The sequence below is a fragment of the Pseudoalteromonas sp. genome (genome assembly GCF_036960685.1).
Classification (GTDB): domain Bacteria; phylum Pseudomonadota; class Gammaproteobacteria; order Enterobacterales; family Alteromonadaceae; genus Pseudoalteromonas.
Genome location: NZ_JBALXK010000019.1, coordinates 62,144 through 78,818 on the forward strand (window position 1 = coordinate 62,144; position 16,675 = coordinate 78,818).

The 16,675-nt window shown below is 38.1% G+C and carries 19 protein-coding genes, 3 tRNA genes and 1 pseudogene; 7 read left to right on the forward strand and 16 right to left on the reverse strand.

Annotated elements, in window-relative coordinates; genetic code table 11:
• Positions 1 to 63: 63 nt before the first annotated feature.
• A pseudogene (locus V7783_RS15280) lies at positions 64 to 2,258 on the reverse strand (bifunctional diguanylate cyclase/phosphodiesterase).
• Between the two features lie 269 nt (positions 2,259 to 2,527).
• Between V7783_RS15280 and V7783_RS15285 the strand changes: the two are divergent.
• Together V7783_RS15285 and V7783_RS15290 are read left to right on the forward strand one after the other, a co-directional pair.
• Positions 2,528 to 3,031 carry an SRPBCC family protein gene (locus V7783_RS15285; protein ID WP_442961382.1) on the forward strand — a complete coding sequence of 168 codons (504 nt, stop codon included), beginning with the start codon at positions 2,528 to 2,530 and terminating at the stop codon, positions 3,029 to 3,031.
• A complete protein-coding gene (locus V7783_RS15290) occupies positions 3,000 to 3,887 on the forward strand; it encodes a TIGR03899 family protein (protein WP_335679449.1) in 888 nt (295 codons plus the stop codon). Before V7783_RS15285 ends, V7783_RS15290 begins: the two co-directional genes overlap by 32 nt.
• Positions 3,888 to 3,915: 28 nt before the next feature.
• On the opposite strand, the gene V7783_RS15295 is transcribed toward V7783_RS15290, so the two are convergent.
• The 7 genes from V7783_RS15295 to dusA form a co-directional block, all read right to left on the reverse strand.
• Entirely contained in the window at positions 3,916 to 4,677 is a 762-nt protein-coding gene (locus tag V7783_RS15295; protein WP_064665397.1) for a TIGR04219 family outer membrane beta-barrel protein, read from the reverse strand.
• Positions 4,678 to 4,680: 3 nt separating this feature from the next.
• On the reverse strand, positions 4,681 to 5,667 hold the full coding sequence (locus V7783_RS15300) for a DUF2333 family protein (protein WP_335679450.1): 987 nt from the start codon (positions 5,665 to 5,667) through the stop codon (positions 4,681 to 4,683).
• Between the two features lie 8 nt (positions 5,668 to 5,675).
• Complete coding sequence (locus V7783_RS15305) at positions 5,676 to 6,194, reverse strand: copper chaperone PCu(A)C (protein ID WP_335679451.1); 519 nt, start codon at positions 6,192 to 6,194, stop codon at positions 5,676 to 5,678.
• A 102-nt stretch (positions 6,195 to 6,296) separates the two neighbouring features.
• Positions 6,297 to 6,620: a hypothetical protein gene (locus V7783_RS15310; RefSeq protein ID WP_064665394.1), complete on the reverse strand. Its 324-nt coding sequence runs from the start codon at positions 6,618 to 6,620 to the stop codon at positions 6,297 to 6,299.
• Between the two features lie 9 nt (positions 6,621 to 6,629).
• Positions 6,630 to 6,833, reverse strand: coding sequence for a PspC domain-containing protein (locus V7783_RS15315; protein ID WP_335679452.1), 204 nt, complete (start codon positions 6,831 to 6,833; stop codon positions 6,630 to 6,632).
• Between the two features lie 11 nt (positions 6,834 to 6,844).
• The gene (locus V7783_RS15320) at positions 6,845 to 7,513 is read right to left on the reverse strand and encodes a PspA/IM30 family protein (RefSeq protein ID WP_335679453.1); all 669 of its coding nucleotides are present in this window, start codon (positions 7,511 to 7,513) and stop codon (positions 6,845 to 6,847) included.
• A gap of 235 nt (positions 7,514 to 7,748) precedes the next feature.
• Positions 7,749 to 8,753 (reverse strand): tRNA dihydrouridine(20/20a) synthase DusA, encoded by a 1,005-nt coding sequence (gene dusA, locus V7783_RS15325; protein ID WP_442961383.1) that lies wholly within the window; start codon positions 8,751 to 8,753, stop codon positions 7,749 to 7,751.
• A gap of 107 nt (positions 8,754 to 8,860) precedes the next feature.
• Between dusA and V7783_RS15330 the strand changes: the two genes are divergently transcribed.
• Positions 8,861 to 9,925 (forward strand): site-specific integrase, encoded by a 1,065-nt coding sequence (locus V7783_RS15330; RefSeq protein ID WP_335679454.1) that lies wholly within the window; start codon positions 8,861 to 8,863, stop codon positions 9,923 to 9,925.
• Between the two features lie 90 nt (positions 9,926 to 10,015).
• Here the strand turns inward: V7783_RS15330 and V7783_RS15335 are convergent, their stop codons facing one another.
• Together V7783_RS15335 and V7783_RS15340 are read right to left on the reverse strand one after the other, a co-directional pair.
• Positions 10,016 to 10,702 carry an RloB family protein gene (locus V7783_RS15335; protein ID WP_335679455.1) on the reverse strand — a complete coding sequence of 229 codons (687 nt, stop codon included), beginning with the start codon at positions 10,700 to 10,702 and terminating at the stop codon, positions 10,016 to 10,018.
• Complete coding sequence (locus V7783_RS15340) at positions 10,703 to 12,034, reverse strand: AAA family ATPase (protein ID WP_335679456.1); 1,332 nt, start codon at positions 12,032 to 12,034, stop codon at positions 10,703 to 10,705.
• A 330-nt stretch (positions 12,035 to 12,364) separates the two neighbouring features.
• On the opposite strand from V7783_RS15340, the gene V7783_RS15345 reads away from it, so the two are divergent.
• On the forward strand, positions 12,365 to 12,520 hold the full coding sequence (locus V7783_RS15345; protein ID WP_335679457.1) for a hypothetical protein: 156 nt from the start codon (positions 12,365 to 12,367) through the stop codon (positions 12,518 to 12,520).
• Between the two features lie 34 nt (positions 12,521 to 12,554).
• On the opposite strand, the gene V7783_RS15350 is transcribed toward V7783_RS15345, so the two are convergent.
• The 3 genes from V7783_RS15350 to V7783_RS15360 all read right to left on the reverse strand — a co-directional run bounded on the left by V7783_RS15350 (position 12,555) and on the right by V7783_RS15360 (position 14,496).
• Positions 12,555 to 12,980: a hypothetical protein gene (locus V7783_RS15350; RefSeq protein ID WP_335679458.1), complete on the reverse strand. Its 426-nt coding sequence runs from the start codon at positions 12,978 to 12,980 to the stop codon at positions 12,555 to 12,557.
• 319 nt (positions 12,981 to 13,299) lie between these two features.
• Positions 13,300 to 13,767 (reverse strand): hypothetical protein, encoded by a 468-nt coding sequence (locus tag V7783_RS15355; RefSeq protein ID WP_335679459.1) that lies wholly within the window; start codon positions 13,765 to 13,767, stop codon positions 13,300 to 13,302.
• Between the two features lie 105 nt (positions 13,768 to 13,872).
• Positions 13,873 to 14,496 (reverse strand): MarC family protein, encoded by a 624-nt coding sequence (locus V7783_RS15360; protein ID WP_335679460.1) that lies wholly within the window; start codon positions 14,494 to 14,496, stop codon positions 13,873 to 13,875.
• A gap of 95 nt (positions 14,497 to 14,591) precedes the next feature.
• Between V7783_RS15360 and V7783_RS15365 the strand changes: the two genes are divergently transcribed.
• The 3 genes from V7783_RS15365 to V7783_RS15375 all read left to right on the forward strand — a co-directional run bounded on the left by V7783_RS15365 (position 14,592) and on the right by V7783_RS15375 (position 15,996).
• On the forward strand, positions 14,592 to 15,026 hold the full coding sequence (locus V7783_RS15365) for a transcriptional repressor (protein ID WP_064665388.1): 435 nt from the start codon (positions 14,592 to 14,594) through the stop codon (positions 15,024 to 15,026).
• A gap of 80 nt (positions 15,027 to 15,106) precedes the next feature.
• Complete coding sequence (locus V7783_RS15370; RefSeq protein WP_335679461.1) at positions 15,107 to 15,574, forward strand: chemotaxis protein CheX; 468 nt, start codon at positions 15,107 to 15,109, stop codon at positions 15,572 to 15,574.
• Positions 15,571 to 15,996 carry a secondary thiamine-phosphate synthase enzyme YjbQ gene (locus V7783_RS15375; RefSeq protein WP_335679462.1) on the forward strand — a complete coding sequence of 142 codons (426 nt, stop codon included), beginning with the start codon at positions 15,571 to 15,573 and terminating at the stop codon, positions 15,994 to 15,996. The genes V7783_RS15370 and V7783_RS15375 overlap by 4 nt, the downstream gene beginning before the upstream one ends.
• Before the next feature lie 240 nt (positions 15,997 to 16,236).
• Here V7783_RS15375 and V7783_RS15380 read toward each other — a convergent pair.
• From V7783_RS15380 to V7783_RS15390, 3 genes are all read right to left on the reverse strand, one after another.
• Positions 16,237 to 16,312 (reverse strand) — tRNA-Gly (locus tag V7783_RS15380).
• A 118-nt stretch (positions 16,313 to 16,430) separates the two neighbouring features.
• Positions 16,431 to 16,506: transfer RNA gene (locus V7783_RS15385), tRNA-Gly, on the reverse strand.
• Positions 16,507 to 16,589: 83 nt separating this feature from the next.
• Positions 16,590 to 16,665: transfer RNA gene (locus V7783_RS15390), tRNA-Gly, on the reverse strand.
• Between the last annotated feature and the right edge of the window lie 10 nt (positions 16,666 to 16,675).

Genomic DNA, 16,675 nt, shown 5'->3' on the forward strand with positions numbered 1-16,675 from the left:
TACCCGAATAAATTACTAAGCGATATTAGCTATTTACGCTTGCAGCCAACAGATTCGACGATACTACTGACGTTTACTTTCAATGTACTGAATAAGCTCAACTTCTGGCATTGGTTTAGCGTACATAAAACCTTGCACTTCATCGCAACCTAATTGTTTCAGGAAATCGGCTTGAGCTTGTGTTTCAACCCCTTCTGCAATAGTTTTTAGGCCAAGCTTAGCACCCAACGCAACCACTAACGCAGCAATTGCGCCGTTATCTTGATCAGGAAGATCTTTAATAAATGCTCGGTCGATTTTCAATCTATCTAATGGTAACTTTTGCAAATAACTGAGTGATGAAAAGCCAGTGCCAAAATCATCAATAGCCACTTCAATACCAAACGCTTTAAGCTCGTTTAAGGTATCAATGACCATGCTGAGCTCATCCATAACCACACTTTCGGTGACTTCTAACTCAATGTTTTGTGGTTTTACTTGGTATTTTATTAATGTGTCTTTAACTTGCTGGGCGTAGCCTTTCACTTTAAATTGCGGTACCGACACATTCACTGCAATACGAATATCAACACCTTGCGCTGCTAAGCGTTTTTGCTGTTGGCACGCCTGCTCTAACACCCATTGGCCAATAGCAACAATTAACCCTGCATCTTCAGCCAGAGGCACAAAAACCGCGGGGGAAATATAATTACCATTACCCGAGGGCCAACGCAACAGAGCTTCACAACCAACAATTGATAAATCATCAAATGCCAACTGCGGTTGATACCACACCTCTAATTTATTATTTTCAAAGTCTTGGCGAAGTTGGCGAATGATCCCCAAACGCCAAGCCATTTGCTCTTCCATATCAGATGTGTAGTAAACAGCATTACCTAGCTGACCTTTTTTCGACTGATTAAGTGCAATATAAGCAAGTTTAAGCGTTTCGATACCTGTGGTTTGAAAGTCTTGCTGCTCACACAAACCAATTTTAAAATTAACAGGTAACAAATGCTCTGCAGCACTAAAAGGAAGATTTAAGTTTTCATGCAATTCATTTAAATCAAATTCGCTGCGTGCAATTAAGAAACCAAATACATCGGCGCCAATGCGTGACAGTAATTTAGCTTGTGGGTATTCTTGCTTGAGCCGCTCTACGATTGCAATAAGTAAGTAGTTACCTACTTCTTGTCCTAAACCATTATTGATATCTGAAAAGTGAGCAACATCAATTAGAATAAATACATACTCATTACTGTTTAAACGGTGGTATTTTTCAACCTGTTCAATAAAATCGGTTCTATTCGCAAGCCCAGTTAACACATCCTTATAAGCTGCATCTCTGAGTTTATTAAACAATCTAACGTTATCTAGCCCCACACTAACATTGGTTAAGAATATCTCAGCAAATTGCAGCTGGTTTAAACTTGGCTGACTAACATACTCTAAATAAATAGCGGCTTGGCGATTTTTACTTTTTAATAAGAAAGTAGTGTCGTGCTCGGTGTGTTGATGCTCGCCAAATTCAAAACAATTCTGCACCTGTAGAATAATTCGGCCATCATCTAGCTGTTCTACACCTTGACCAATAAAAGCACTAAACTCGGCGCAGCCACCAAGCACTCTAACTTGGTTACTGTCATCTAAACTGCCACAAACCACACCTCTGGGGGCACAATCTAAAATCACCGAAAGTTGCTTGATCACCGCCATAGTGAAAGCTTTAATATCAGTAAAACCTAAAATAGCTTTTGACGCTAATAAGATGTTATTCAACGCTTTGCTTTGGTATTCAAGTTGGCAAACTTGCTCATAGGAACGGATTGCAGTGACCAAAGATGTGACTAACTTACTACGAGTGAGTTCTGTTTTAGTTTTGTAGTCATTAATATCGTATTCGCGAATCACTTTTTCTTCAGGGGCATAACCCGGCTGACCTGTGCGTAAAATGATACGCACATTATGGTTTTGCAACGTATCACGTACTTCTTTGACTACTTTTAAACCTGCATCATCCGACTCCATGACCACATCTAACAGCAATACCGATACATTGTGTGTATTAGTTAATACCTCGATGGCCTCAACACATAAGCATGATGAAAACGCAGTGTTTTACCCCAAAACTCAACCCCTGATAAGGCAAGCTCTGTCACTGTATGAATTTCAGGCTCGTCATCAACTATTAAAATGTCCCAATAACCTGCATGCACAATATCCTCATTCAGATCTTCCTCATGATTAAAAAACAAAAAATCATTGTGTTCTGACGTCATTCCAAATCCTTCAAATTCAAATATTATTCGCCATCATTTAATATTGATACAATTCAACTATTGACTAATAAGTTATCACTATTTAGCTTATGATACAGTATTAATGTTGATGATTAATGAAAGGCTGATTGACTGATTATAGTCGATATTCAATACCTCGTTGTACAACAGTGGAATTTATCATTTAAGGAATAGCCATTAAGATTTTACCCAGTGTTACTAAATTTATTTTTCTTATTACTTTGATTCTTTTAGTAATTGGGCTGCTGTTGCCGCAGCAATACCAAGTCAAAAAAAGCATTGTGATGCATGCGCCGCAATCACACATAACTCCTTTGATCAGTGACTTTTCAAAATGGCCCAGCTGGTCACCGTGGCAAAAAGTAGACCCAAGTATAGTGTTTACCCTTGGAGAGCCAAGCTCAGGGGTTGGTGCTCACCAGTTTTGGCAAAGTAGTTGGGGGTTTGGTGAAATGACAATAACTAATATAAACAGTAATAAAATCAATTTTAATATTTTATTCAACGAAGAGCATATTGTTGCCGGAGAAGTCTCTTTTTCACCACAAGCGAGCGGCAGCTTAGTAACATGTACACTATACGGCGAGGTTACCACCCCTATTGTTGGCGGGTACTTAGCGCTATTTAGTCAATACATTTTAAAAAACACCCTAAGACTTGGGCTTAATAACTTAAAAACGACTGCACAACTACAAACCATAGCTCAGAGCGAGAAAGTTGATGACAATTCAAACAGCCCAAGCAAAAATTAATCTCGCTTATATTATTGAAACTAAGCTTGGTTACTCTATGAGTAAGGCAAGCTCCACTCGCCTTACCAATGCCAGTGACGATAGCTATGGCCCACAAGGGCAAAGCAAATTGCCCTATCAAGTCAATAGTGATAACTCGACCTTAGCTAGAGCGCAACACCGCCAACAGTTACTACTGGTAAAACAACAGCAAAATATTGAAGCAATTATGGCTATGGCAATGGATTTTTGCCCTGATGTTACCAGCAATGGCCAACCAGATAGCGACTGGGTTGAGCGATTTATTGCACTGTGCGAAGACACTTCTAATGAATCAATGCAAAAGCTATGGGCAAAAATTTTAGCAGGAGAAACCGTATCCCCAGGCACATTTTCAATTAAGAGCTTACAAACGCTAAAACAAATGACCCAACGCGAAGCTGATGCGCTACAAAAGTGCACCGCGCTGTGTGGCTATAATGAAAAAGATCACAGTCATCTCATTCTATTAGGATTTTATAAGAAACCGTCGTTATTTGATTTGCTTCGTAAAGGTAATAAAGTGTCTTTCAATTTAGGTAAAGCTGGGATCAGCTTTCCAGATGTATTAACTTTGATGGATATTGGCCTGATCTACCGTAAAGAAATTGAATCGGCGGCGCTTAAAGCTGGCCAAGAAATAAACCTCACATTTTTAACCCAGCGGGTAGCACTAAAGCCAAAAAATAACGATTTAGTACTGAGTTATTATAAATTTACGCAAACCGGTGATGAGCTACGAAAATTAATCAATACACCGATTAATAAAGCCTATAAGCAATTATTAAGTAGTGCGCTTGAGGAAGAGTTTGAAGTAACGTGGCACGCAATTAAATAACAGTGCCACGTACGTCAAAGCAAACAAATTAGAAGTGAATTTGTACGCCTGCAAATGGACCCGATGCATCAATATCAGTGTACAAATCATCAATATCATCAAGTTCAAGTGTCATTTGACGGTAGCCCGCTTTGATATCTAAATCGATTGCTAGATTATCAAGTAAAGCCCATGCAATACCCGCTTGGTAATCTTGCACTTTGCTATCATCAATCGCTAATAAGCTGCCTTCAAAAAATACGCTTAAACCCGTTAACGGTAAGCCCACTTCAGCGCGGCCATAAACTAGCGGCACAAGGCCTGAAAAATCAACGGTCTCTGTCGTTGCTAGGCCATTTGAAGTACCACTTACGATAATATCGCCATCAAACTGCTTTGCATTAACCCCTAAATCGATAGACACTAAGTCATTATCGAAAATTTCATAGTAAAGAATATAATCAACATGAGATAAGTCAGTGATCGTAGTTGCAGGCGTATTGGTAGTAAACGTTGTATCACCAAATACAAAGCTTTCATCTAACAATGTTGAGCCATTTAGTTCAAGCTCGGTGTACTTTAATTTAATATTTGGTACAAGAGGAATTGGATGCTCAAGGGCCGCGTAGTAGCTAGTAAAAGTTTCATCTTCAAAATTAAAATTTTGCATTTCGCCTCGATCAGCAAAACTACCTGAGTTATCAGATTGCCAGCCATCAACACCAATATATAAGCCTAATAAAGTGTCAGCGTGTGCCGCTGGGGCTAAACATGCCATCGAAAGGGCGGCAGCTAAACAGTACTTTTTCATGTTTTATCCTTGCGCTAAAAGTTCGCTAAGTTCAATAAGAGCCGCATTGGCTCTTGAGATATAATTTGCCATTACTAATGAATGATTCGCAACAAAACCAAAGCCATTACCATTTAAAATAATAGGACTCCATACCGTTTCTTGCGTTGCCTCAAGCTCACGTATAATTTGCTGTAAGCTTACTCGCGCATTCTTTTTCTCTAATACATCTGCAAAATCATATTCTACCGCTTGCAAAAAATGTAATAAAGCCCAAGTTGCGCCACGTGATTCATAAAAAACATCATCAATTTTCCACCAAGAAGTTTTCACTTGGTTTTGTAATGGGGCATAAGTGGCTTGGTGTGCTTCTTTATCGCCGGCTAAATCAGTGTTTAAACGCTCTTGACCAACACTGGCACTTAAGCGCTGGCTTAAACTACCTAAGCGTTTTTCAGCCTCCTTTAACCAACCACGTAAATTATCAGCACGTGCATAAAACTGACTCTCGCGGTCGTTTTGATCGGCTATTTGCGTACGGTAAACAATTAAATATTCGATCCCTTTTTGATACTCACTTTCAGCACTAGGCCACGCCCATGCTTCAGAGCTGATATTAAATTGTGGCTGCGCTTTTTTTAACGCTTCGTGTTCAGTTGACTGCGACTGTGAACGGCTAAAATCTTTACGCATTGATAGCGCCAAATCGCGAGTCATTTCAAGTGCGCCGTATTCCCATGCAGGCATATTGTCCATCAACACGCTTGGCGGCATCATATCGTTAGATAAATAACCTCCAGGCTTATTTAACAAGGTAGTCGCAACATTAATCAACGCGGAAGTTGTTGTGTAACCAGTAACAAATTTCTCTCCACGCTGCTGTGCTTCCTGTTTAGCCTGAGTGAGCACATTCACGCGACTTGGTTCAACACTCCAATACACAGATATGGCATAAAATACGACCAAGACTAATATTAGCCCTGTGATGATTTTCCCTTTATGTTGTGACATTTAACCTCCTAGTGATGTGTATGATGCTGCTGAGATTTTGGCATTTCTTCAATTTGGCTTTCTAGTGAAACCACAGAAGCTTGAGTAAATACACGATCTCCATTGCTAAAATATAGCGTGAGTTTGAGTTCTTGCCCTACTTTTAATGGCTCTTTTGGCTCAAAAACCATTAAGTGATAACCACCTGGCTTAAAATCGAGTTGTTGATGAGCTTGGATCTGTAGCGTATCTACTTTTTGCATTTTCATCATGCCATCAACATGCTGATGTTCATGGATCTCAACACGGCCTAAGCTCTCAACCGTTACCTTGGTTAGTTCGATAGCTGTGTCACCATGGTTTACCAGCGTTAAATAACCAGCGCTGGATTTACTCCCCGGTAGAAAGTCTCTTATTTGAGCATTGTTAACAACAATTTCGTTAACCGTATCATGTTGGTGATCTGCATGAGCGAATAACGCAGAAGAATAAAGACCCATAGCTAAAATAGCAGGCGTGAGCATAGTAAGTAATGACTTAAACGGCATTTCGATCCTTGTTATATTTAATCACTTTAAGTGCTAAATTTAGCATATTTGCGAAAAAATAGTCAGCTAAATTAATATCGAAGGTAATTTCAGTGGCTTAAATTAAGCCACTTTATGATTATCAGTAACAAGCCAGCATAAGCAAACGATCAGTAATAATGGCCAAGCAATCATTAAAGAGCCAAAAAGCAAGGCTAACATCACACCAACCCCAACAATAAGACCCGCACCAAGCACGCCAACGCTGACCAGTGCTATTACCGCTATAACTACGATTACCGCCACTAACGCACCAAATAACTCAATGCCAACCCAACTTAGGTCTGCAATCCATAGAGGTAATTGCCATGAATCAAATCGCACCACCTCAAATGGATTAAATGCTATGCACAACACTACCAATAAGCAAAACGCAATAATTTTCATGGCTCTTCCCTAGTACGCTTTATTGTCTAAACAACAATGAGCAATTAAGTAACCTGCACCTATAAAAACAGGAAACTGGATAAAAAGTACAATCGTTGCAAGCCTAGTCGCCCAAATAGGAAAATCGAACCGGCGCGCTAAGCCACTACATACTCCTGATATTTTTTTATTTAACGGATCTTTACTCCAACGAGCATGATTAAATGTATTCATCGTAATTACTCCTAAGCAGTTTTTTGCAATTTAGCTTTAAGCTCTGCAAGCTCATTATCTAACGCTTCATCTTTTACTAGCGCGTCTATTTGCTCTGCAGTTGAATGCTGTTTTGCCGTTACATCATAGGCTTCAACTTGCGCTTCAATTGATTCCACGCGTCGTTCAATAACATCAAAACGAGAAAGTGCATGCGCGACTTTGTCGCTATTTAATTGTTGATTAACACGCACCCGTGCATTCACTACATGATGAACCTGCGCTAGACTTTGCTGCTTAGCTTTAGCCGCACTAAGTTTGTCTTGCAAACGCTGTGCGTCATCATGTAGCTTAGCTAATGAATCGGTTAATTTTACGAGCTCTGGCTCAATCTCCGCTAACTCAGTTGCAACACGTTGTTTTTCTTTAAGTGCTGCAGTGGCTAAATCATCACGTCCTTTACTCACTGCGACCTCAGCCTTTGCTTGCCATTGTGCTATCGACGTTTTTTTATCTGCCTGTTGGCGATGTAACGCTTTTTGTTCACATAAAATTGTGGCTGCTGTCGTGCGGCACTCATCCAATGCTTGCTGCATTTCGTGAGTTAATAAATTAAGTAATTTTTCTGGATCTTCCGCTTTATCTAAAACAGCAACGAGGTTCGATTGAATTAGATCATTAACGCGATTAATTAAGCCCATGATTTTCTCCTGTTGATTATGGGTGATTACAACAAAGAGATTCCAAGACTTGTGCCAAGTAACGAAAATAATAAATTAAGTAATAAAAAACAAAATGATAGGATTTAAATGTAGAAATTAAACTGACTTTGACATGAATGGAAATACGTTAATTTGACTAAAAAAATGATTTTTTAACCACTATTTAGGATCAAAAAAGCCACTAAAAAGTGGCTTTTATAGCTAACTTGTTTATCTACTCAGGCACAAAACTAAGTGCTTTATCCATCACTGATAAATCAGCCTGTTTGCCATGGCCGTTTTCTGAAAGGTGACGTCTGTAACCTCGAGCGCCGGGTTGGCCTTGAAAAATTCCCAGCATATGGCGTGCAATATGCCAAAAATTGGCACCTTGGCGCATTTCATCTTCAATGTAGTCATACATAGCGCGAACCACATCATGACGAGAAAGTGTAAATGGGCTATCACCATAAATTTTTTCGTCAACTTCGCTTAAAATAAACGGGTTACTGTAAGCTTCACGACCTATCATCACGCCATCGATATGCGCTAAATGTGCGAGACTATCAGCAATTGTTTTAACGCCACCATTTAAGCTTAAATCTAGCTGTGGGTAATCTTTTTTTAGCTGGTACACACGTGGGTAATCAAGCGGGGGGACTTCACGGTTTTCTTTCGGACTTAAGCCATTTAGCCATGCTTTACGAGCATGAATAATAAAATCTTCACAGCCAACTTTATGACTCGCTTCAATCAATGCACACAAGAACTCATAAGAATCTTGCTCATCAATACCAATACGGGTTTTAACCGTAACAGGAATATCAACTTCAGCCTTCATGGCAGCCACACAATCTGCAACTAGTTGCGGCTCTCCCATTAAACATGCACCAAAACGGCCATTTTGTACGCGATCAGATGGGCAGCCCACATTTAAGTTTACTTCATCATAACCACGCTCTGCGGCAAGTTTTGCACACTGTGCCAGTGCCTCAGGATCAGAGCCACCTAATTGTAAGGCAACAGGATTTTCATGGTGGTTAAAATGCAGGTAATCCCCGCGACCAAATAAAATAGCCCCGGTTGTTACCATTTCGGTATAAAGCACCGCATGCTTAGTCATTTTACGATGAAAAGTACGGCAATGGCGATCTGTCCAATCAAGCATCGGGGCAACACTAAACCTGCGATTCACTGTAGAGCCTGTAATATCTGGCGTTGAAGCCTTATTTGTGTGCATATCTGTACTACCTGAACTGCTCTGAATCGCCTGTACTTTCGTTCAATTTCCATATAGGGTGTTCCAAGTGCGCCCCATTATTAGTAGGACGATTAAGGAATAATACCATGGCATCAGTAACAATTGATAAACGCCAAAAAGCAAACGGAGAATTTAGTTTCCGATGCACTGTGCGTGTAAAAAAGAATGGAGTGATTATACATAGAGAATCACGAACATTCAGCAAAAAAGAATTAGCAAAAACATGGGGGAAAATACAAAAAGAGGCTGTGGAATTAAATAGCATCGTAAAACAAAATAAAGTAATAACCATTGGCGAACTACTAGACCTTTATTTTAATGATGTTGATTTGTGGGCTAACACTGGAAGAACCAAACGATACGTTATACAAATGCTACGTGATTGTCCTTTAGCCTCAGTTTTATCAAATGAACTTAAAAGTAGTGACTTAATTAATCACTGTAAAATGCGCAGAGCAGCAGGTGCAGGCGGAGCAACTGTTTATCATGATATTGCCTATTTACGTAGTGTAATGAAAATTGCTCTGCCAGTTTTTGATGTAACGGCTAATTGGAAAATATTTGAAGATGCTGTACCTGTATTAATTGAAATGAAATTAGTTGGTAAAAGCCAAAAACGTACACGCAGGCCTACTGAATATGAATTAGAAAGGCTAATCGAAGCATTAACAGAAAGGCAAAACAAGCAAGGGAGTAATATTCCATTCGTTGATATTCTTAATTTTTCAATACTGACGTGTATGAGAATTGGTGAAGTTTGCGCGATAAAATGGGAAGACTTAAATGAAGAACATAAAACTATAATCGTGCGAGATAGAAAGGATCCAAGAAAAAAGGAAGGCAATCATATGATAGTGCCTTTGCTTGCAGGCTCATTTGAATTGATAAAAAAACAAGAACAAACAGAAAGCAGAATATTTCCGTATAATTCAAAGTCTGTTACAGCAGGGTTTCAGCGCGTCAGGAAATCTCTAGGAATTACAGATTTAAGATACCATGATTTAAGAAGGGAAGGTGCATCAAGACTTTTTGAAAAAGGCTATAGCATTGAAGAAGTAGCTCAAGTGACGGGACATAGAAATTTAAATATTTTATGGCAAGTCTACACGCAATTGTTTCCACATAAATTACATGAAAAATATGGAAGTTGAACATCCACCTGAGATACTTTATGTTTAAAACATGCTATTACCCTTTAGTATTATACGAATTCAAGTAAGTATATTGAAAGCAAATTCTAACTATTCAGATAAATCTAAAAAATCACCAATGAGCTCACCTATATTAGAGCCAAGGCTATCTAAAATTTCAGGATAAGATGTAGTAAACAACTTTTCTTGAGCTAACGCTCTTTTTACATTTTCAAAACTAACTATGTCTTGGTTAAATTTTCCTTTCCTTTTATTAAATCCATTAGGCAGGATTGTGGATAATTCTTTATCAATATAGCGACGATTTTTAGAGGCATTCACCCATTTATTTTGGATAAGTACATCTGAATCATATGCCGTAATATCTGTAACATGAAGAAGTAACCAAAATTCAAAAAGGGGATTACTTAAAGCAATAGAGTACCCATCGCGATTACACTCAGGAATAATTTTTTTTATATTTCTTTTCCGCGCCTCTACAGACTCTCTATCAATTACTAACCATAAAATATCAGAGCCTTCGTTAAAGTCATACTTATTTTTTACATGCTCTTTCAAGTTATTGAGAACAGCCGTTGGTTCACTATCACCGGGAGGCTTTGGTACTATGTCTACTTCAACTAAGTTTTTTAGATTATCAGATAGTTTCCTTTTGACAGCATCAAAATACTCAGGCTCAGTATTACTACCCTCACAACTAATAATTACTACCTTCTTCGGCTCTTCGAGTTCTTCGGTATAGTCAGGAGTATTAAAATCTCTATTCTCAAATGGCATCTACTCGTCCCAATTTACATTTTCAAAGCTTTTGAATACGGGAACTGCTCCGTACCTCCCTAATAGATATGCTTTCTCAACTTTTTTATCGTACCTCTCTTTAAATTTATTTAAAGAGAATAATTTTGAATTACCATTTTTTGATTTATCTACAAACCATATTTCATCTCGTCTTAGTAGCTCTAAATCCAGCAATGTTGATTCGTGTGTGGTAACAATAAACTGAGAGTTGGTTCCTTTAAGTGCATGAAAAATATTCATGAATTCTCTGGTTATCTTTGGATGGAGGCTTCGATCAAACTCATCAACTATAATGGTACTGTCCACAGCAAGTTTAGCTATTAGAGGTATGAAGTCTAACAACCTTCTAGTTCCATCTGACTCGTCCTTAAGTTCAAAGGTATCTTTGTAATCATGCCCATGAATAAATGCAAGTTTACGTACTTTTAATTCACTTGATTTATTTCTATATATGGTTAGAAACTCAGGGTTATCTCCAGCTGCATGAAAACTTGCTTCTTTAAATTCATCGGATGAGGAGCTCTTCAATATTTGAGCTTTGAGCCCGTCTGGATAATTCTTAAACGCGTCTTCAAAGTCTTCCTCTATTGTATCTATAGAAACAACACCAGTATCAAATTTACTTAGGTATTTAGTAAGCTCTTTTGTTAAATCTTTATTTACTCTTCTTACACCGCAAAAGCTATCGCCAGGATAAATAATCTCTAGTTTATTTTCGAACCAGTTAAATACATCGTTAATAACTGATGCTTCAACGATATCTAAATCCTTTTCAGCAATTTCTGAAAGAAAAAGTTGAGAGTTTTGGTTCTTCATATCATCGATATATATTTCAAATCGAGTATTATTATTACTTTTAGATATTTCAGAGCCGATAGAGATACCATCAAGATTTCTTTCAAATATTTTTTTTGCTTTATTTGTTCCTATCTCATAAAGCCACTCTTCGGTTATAAGACCTTCTTGTAAAATACAACTAAAACTGTATGAATAAAACTTTTTATTAACCTCTAACTCAAACTCAAATTTTGTCGGCAAATGAGAATTACCAGTTTTCAACCTAAAATGTTTTTTGTATGTATCTGTACTATCTAAACCTTCGGTAATGATACGCTGTGAAAAATCGATAGCTTTAATTAAATTTGACTTACCAGAAGCGTTAGCACCGTAAATCACACAATTTTTTAGAAGATTAACAGACCCAAAATTCACCACATGATCTTTCAATGATTTAGTAGTACCTGCTGTAAGATCTAATGTTTGCTCAGCATCAAATGACGAAAAATTCGTTAAACGAAACCTTTTTAGCATAATCCATCCTAGTAATTTATGTTTTCTAGAGAAAAAATCTCTTAATAATTTTATCATAAGTTTTTAATTGAACTAAAGCAATTCCCATAATAAAAAAATAAAAGGAAAGCCTGCTTTAGCTCTGTAAAATTCAAAAGTTAAACCCAAATGCTTGACCTCTCCCCTTCAAGGCCTATTAATTGGTGGAATCTACCCCCGTAATACAAATCAATAGAAGAAAAAGTAAATAAACTAAGAAAATCTGTTACTGATGGTATTTTTTGGGCAATACAGACAGGAGCAATCACTCCTGGTAAAGATATAAGCATTTCATATATCACAGAAATAATAATGGACGAACTTAGATATGTTTATCAATATAACAATGATGAAGCTAAATTAAGGCACAAAAAGCTTATGGAAGAGATGAATATAAAGCCTGAACCAGCAAAAAAAATCCACGAAGCAAAAACTTATTTCACACCTGAAGATAAACCAAAACAGTAAGAGTTCTGGTTTTTATCTAATGGCTTAAAGATTTTTAAATGATAGGCGGGTTTTGCCTAATTACTTCAGACCTAGCATTAAGAAAAGTAATAAATTCACTGATAATAAGCTTCTTTGTAAGAAAACGATCGGAGTCTAGCCTTAAAAAATAACTTCGATCCGACTTACCATCATATGTTGAAATATGGATATAAGAATTATAAAGCTCAGCCTCAACTTGAAAAGCTGATTTACCAACATCTTTTTCTTCAAAAGATAAAGTAGCACTAAAAGTATGCTCATTGTTATTTTTAGTAATACTAATTCTTCTAAAAAGTGGTTCTAACTTAATTTTAATTTCTTCAAAAGCGGGAAGAACAGAATAGGAAAAATCTAGCCATGCATCGTCTTCGTTTACCCAGAAAAAAAACTTTCCTCTTCGGGGATAACAGTCCAAAATTTCCTTTTCCCAGCCTTTCATAAAACCTCTACGTGTATAAAAACTAATAAATTGGAGCACGTTTAAATAATGTAGAAATTAAAAGTAGTTCCAATGGTGCTCCATAGACATCTAGGTGCGTTGTTTAACTTAAATATCAGTCCAATCAAGCATCGGGGCCACAGAAAAACGTCTATTCAAAGTAAAATCCTCAGGTTAATTAATCGCTAGTATTCGCGACTTAAAAGCGCTGTATTTTACACAAATAGCTAGGCTGCTTCAATGATAAGCACTGAGCCACCCACAAGCCCAAAGCAACAGCTGTAAATGGCTCGATTAAGATTTAATATCTAACCTCAGGTTATTTAACTAAGTAATCATAATTAACACCGCTAACTTCAACAACGGTTACTGCAAGTTCAGTGTAATTTTTAATTTTAGGATTAACTAGTTTAGCTCCGACAGCTATTTTCGCAATTTTATTGGTTTTGTCTAGCTCTACAATCTGCAGTGATGCTGACGTATCAAAGTCTGCTGACTGAGTATAATACTCAGAACCAACGCTTGCACTAACAGCTAGATTTGGCTCACTGTTAGAAGTGGATTGCAACAAGGTTCCTTTTTTCAAATCGCTCTTTAACATTGTAAAACTAAACTTAGGGGTGTTCTTCTCACCAACAAAAATAGTTACTGCACTTTGTCCATTTAACTCAAAGCCATGCTCTGTAACTTCTACCACCCTTACCGCGTCTCTATCGTAGTCAGGTTCTAAACAGCCTGCGGTCCCAAAAAGGATCAACGTAGATAAAACAATACTTTTAAGCTTCATTTTTATTCCTTAAATTAAAAAACCTATTAGAGTAAAACTAGATAACACTTTACGATATTTCAATAATTAAATCATTGAAATACATTTAATTCCATTTATTACCTCTTAAGGTAAAGCAACAGCTAAACCAAAGTAGTGCGCAATTCCATCTAATATATTAGTGACTGCAACAGATGTAAGGATCAATCCCATGATTCGACTAATAATACTCGCCCCGCTATCTCCTATTAATTTGTGTACATGAGTTGCGCACAGTAATAAGACTAACACTACACCTAATACAGCAATCATCATAGAGGAAGTAATCAACTGCTCAACCCAAGTGTATTCTGTATTACGGGTCATTAAAACCGCACCTAACATGGCACCCGGGCTTGCGATAGAAGGCATTGCTAATGGAAAAATGGCTGTTTCAGTACTATTTGGTAAGCTTTTGATTTCACGTTCAGGCTTACTCTCACCAAAAATCATCGACAATGCGAATAACAATAAAACAATACCACCGGCAATCTGAAACGCAGATAATGGGATATTAATTGCGTTAAGCAAGAGCTCTCCAGCGACTACAAAAAATAACAATACCAAAGCTGAAACAGCTACGGCTTTAAACACAACTTTGCGCTTAAACATTTCATCATGGCCACGCGTAACTGCAATAAAAACAGGCACAGTACCGATTGGATCAATAACCGCAAAAAAGAAGATAAATATCGCTAATAGCTCATTCATTGCTAGACTTCCTAGAATAAAACTGTTGAATAAAAACGCTGCAACTACAATACAGTATGTTAGTATATCACGGGTAGCGTAAGGATAAGATGAAGATGAATATAGAATCACTCGTTAGTAAAGCCAAGCAAGTGTGTGACAATCGCGGTGCGCGATTTACACCAATCCGTGAAAAAGTATTTCGCCTATTAGCAAGTGCTCAAGGCGGTGTGGGTGCTTATGATTTATTAGAGCAACTAAAACTGACAGAATCAGGGGCAAAACCTGCCACCATTTATCGTGCCTTAGACTTTTTAGCCGAACTTGGTTTTATCCACAAAATTGAAAGCACGAATGCATTTATGCTGTGTCATCATTTTGATCATATTCATCCGGTACAACTTTTAATATGCGACAGTTGTGGTTTTGTTAAAGAACTACATTCAAGTGTCATTTCGCATGAACTTAATAGTCTTGCCGCTGAAAGTGGATTTATCGTATCTGGACAGACTATTGAAGCCCACGGTAAATGTGGACAGTGTAAAGAATAATTAAGTGCAGAGCTAAAATTAGTCACTACACTTTAAAGTATAACCGCAGTAAAACTGCTAAATTCGAGGGATAAACAGCAATGAATGTAGAGTTCATCAATCCTTTTTTATCATCTTTGTTGAATGTGCTCAGCACAATGGCGCAAACCGAGTTAAAGCCGGGAAAGCCAAAAATTAAAAAAGATGAAGTTGCCTGTGGCGACGTTTCTGGATTAATAGGCATGGTAGGACCACAAACTAAAGGCTCATTCTCAATCACATTTGATGAGAGCCTAGCACTGACTATAATGGAGAGAATGCTTGGTGAACGCCCGGATTCAATCAATGAAGAAGTAACAGATATGGTTGGTGAAATTACCAACATGGTTACTGGCGGTGCAAAAAATCTACTCGGTGAGAAAGGCTATGACTTTGATATGGCAACCCCAATTGTTGTCTCAGGCAAAGGCCATACCATTACCCATAAGAGCGAAGGGGCAAAAATATTGATCCCATTCACCTCTGATGCAGGTAATGCCAATATCGAAGTTAGTTTCGATAAAATATGAGCTGGTTGCAAAAAACCATTCAATTAAAGCCTCGTCCTAGAGGCTTTCATATTATTGATAATGAAATAATCAGCCAACTACCCGAGCTAGCCCATTATCAAATCGGCTTATTACACCTCTTTATTCAACACACTTCAGCAAGCTTAACCATCAATGAAAATGCCGACCCAACGGTTAGAATGGATATGGAAAGTCACTTCAATAAATTTGTTCCTGAGTGTCAGCCTTATTATCGTCACGATTACGAAGGCGATGATGACATGCCTGCGCATATAAAGTGCAGCACCTTAGGCTGTGAACTCACTATTCCAATCAACCAAGGGCGCCTGCAGCTTGGCACATGGCAAGGTATCTATTTAGGCGAACATCGTGATCATGGTGGCGCAAGACGTATTATTGCAACACTGCAAGGGCAAGTTTAAAAAGCTATCAGCTATCAGCTATCAGCTATCAGCTATCAGCTATCAGCTATCAGGAAACACTCTAAATAAGCTTATTAAGTAAAAGTAGTCAATTAAATTGAAGGACTAAATATTTAAGTCGATTGGTACTTTCTTTTGAATAGAGTATTTAAAAGATTGAAGCTGTATACGAGCCTCGAACTGCTTATGTCTTAGTTCGACCTTGGCATATTTTTTTGATTTTTGATCTTTAATGAAGATTGGAGCGGCACACGAGGCTCGAACTCGTGACCTCGACCTTGGCAAGGTCGCGCTCTACCAACTGAGCTAGTGCCGCATTATAACTTTTAGGTTCTAGGTTCTAGGTTCTAGGTTCTAGGTTCTAGGTTCTAGCAAAAGCTTGTGCCTTTCATCTTTTACCTTGAAAATTTTAACCAATTTCTTTGGTGAGAAATTGGAGCGGCACACGAGGCTCGAACTCGTGACCTCGACCTTGGCAAGGTCGCGCTCTACCAACTGAGCTAGTGCCGCATTATAACTTCTAGGTTCTAGCAAAAGCTTGTGCCTTTCATCTTTTACCTTGAAACTATTAACCAATTTCTTTGGTGAGAAATTGGAGCGGCACACGAGGCTCGAACTCGTGACCTCGACCTTGGCAAGGTCGCGCTCTACCAACTGAGCTAGTGCCGCATTTTAACTT